Here is a 1,078-nt window from a genome sequence, read left to right as displayed (position 1 = left end):
AGAAGCTTTCCATGACGGCATTATCATGGCAATTTCCTCTCCGGGACATGCTGGTGATAATGCCTTTTTCTTTGGCATACGCTTGAAATTCTTTCGCGGTATAAATGCTTCCTTGATCCGAGTGAAGGATGACATCTTTTACTTTTCGCCCTCTCATTGCTTGTTTTAATGTCTCCATCGCTAATGTCAGCGTTTGTGATTCACTGATGACATAACTAATAATTTCGCGATTAAAGGCATCCATAATCGTTGATAAATACAAGGTACGCTCTCCAAATAATAGATAAGCCACATCCGTAAACCACTTTTCATTTGGTGCCGATGCTTCGAATTGACGTTCCAATCGATGGGGGGCTACCACTGGTTCCGCACCATTGATATATTTCTTTTTCTTTCAACGCACTTTTGAGAGTATGTGATATTGTTTCATGATTCGTAATACTTTTTTATGATTGATACACAGCCCCATTTTTCGAAGAGTGGCGGTCACTCTTCGATATCCATACCGTAATTTATGCCTAAGACAGACGTCCTTAATTTTCTCTTCTATATCATTCCTAAGACGTTCTGTTCGTTGTAACCAGCGATAAAATGTGGAACGAGGCAATTCTAATACGCTGCACAATTCTTTTACAGTTATTTTTGTTTTTAGATCTCTCCATAAAGTAACTACGGCTTCTGGTTTCAGCTCCTTTCGATTTCCAGATACTTTCCCCATACAAGTAATTTTGTTTTTAAATGTTTATTTTCTAATCGTAGTTGTTCCAATTCACTTAGCTCTTTTGGCCCTTTTCCATAAGAATATTGTTTTCCTACAGGTTGTTGAAAGCGATACGTTTGATCTGTACGATACCATTTCATCCATGTCTTAATTTGGGAAACATTTTTAATACCGAGTGTCTCCATAATGGTACGATTTGAATAACCATCCTTTTTCATTTTAATTACTTTCCGCTTTATTTCTTCTGGGTAATGAACTCTTGTTTTCAAACCAAAAACACCTCCATTGAATTTGCATACTTAGTATGCGAATTCAGGAGGTGTTTTTTTCATGTACCACTATTCGGGTTCACTTCAA

The 1,078-nt window shown here is 37.3% G+C and carries 1 pseudogene; it reads right to left on the bottom strand.

Going from position 1 to position 1,078, the window contains the following annotated elements:
- Positions 1 to 990 (bottom strand): annotated as a pseudogene (locus MR065_RS27005) (IS3 family transposase); the annotation flags it as partial.
- Between the last annotated feature and the right edge of the window lie 88 nt (positions 991 to 1,078).

The sequence above is a fragment of the Bacillus cereus group sp. BfR-BA-01383 genome (genome assembly GCF_022663495.1).
Taxonomy (GTDB): Bacteria; Bacillota; Bacilli; order Bacillales; family Bacillaceae_G; genus Bacillus_A; species Bacillus_A cereus_AU.
The sequence above is the reverse complement of the archived record's forward strand: the minus strand, read 5'-3'. Positions and strand labels throughout refer to the sequence as shown.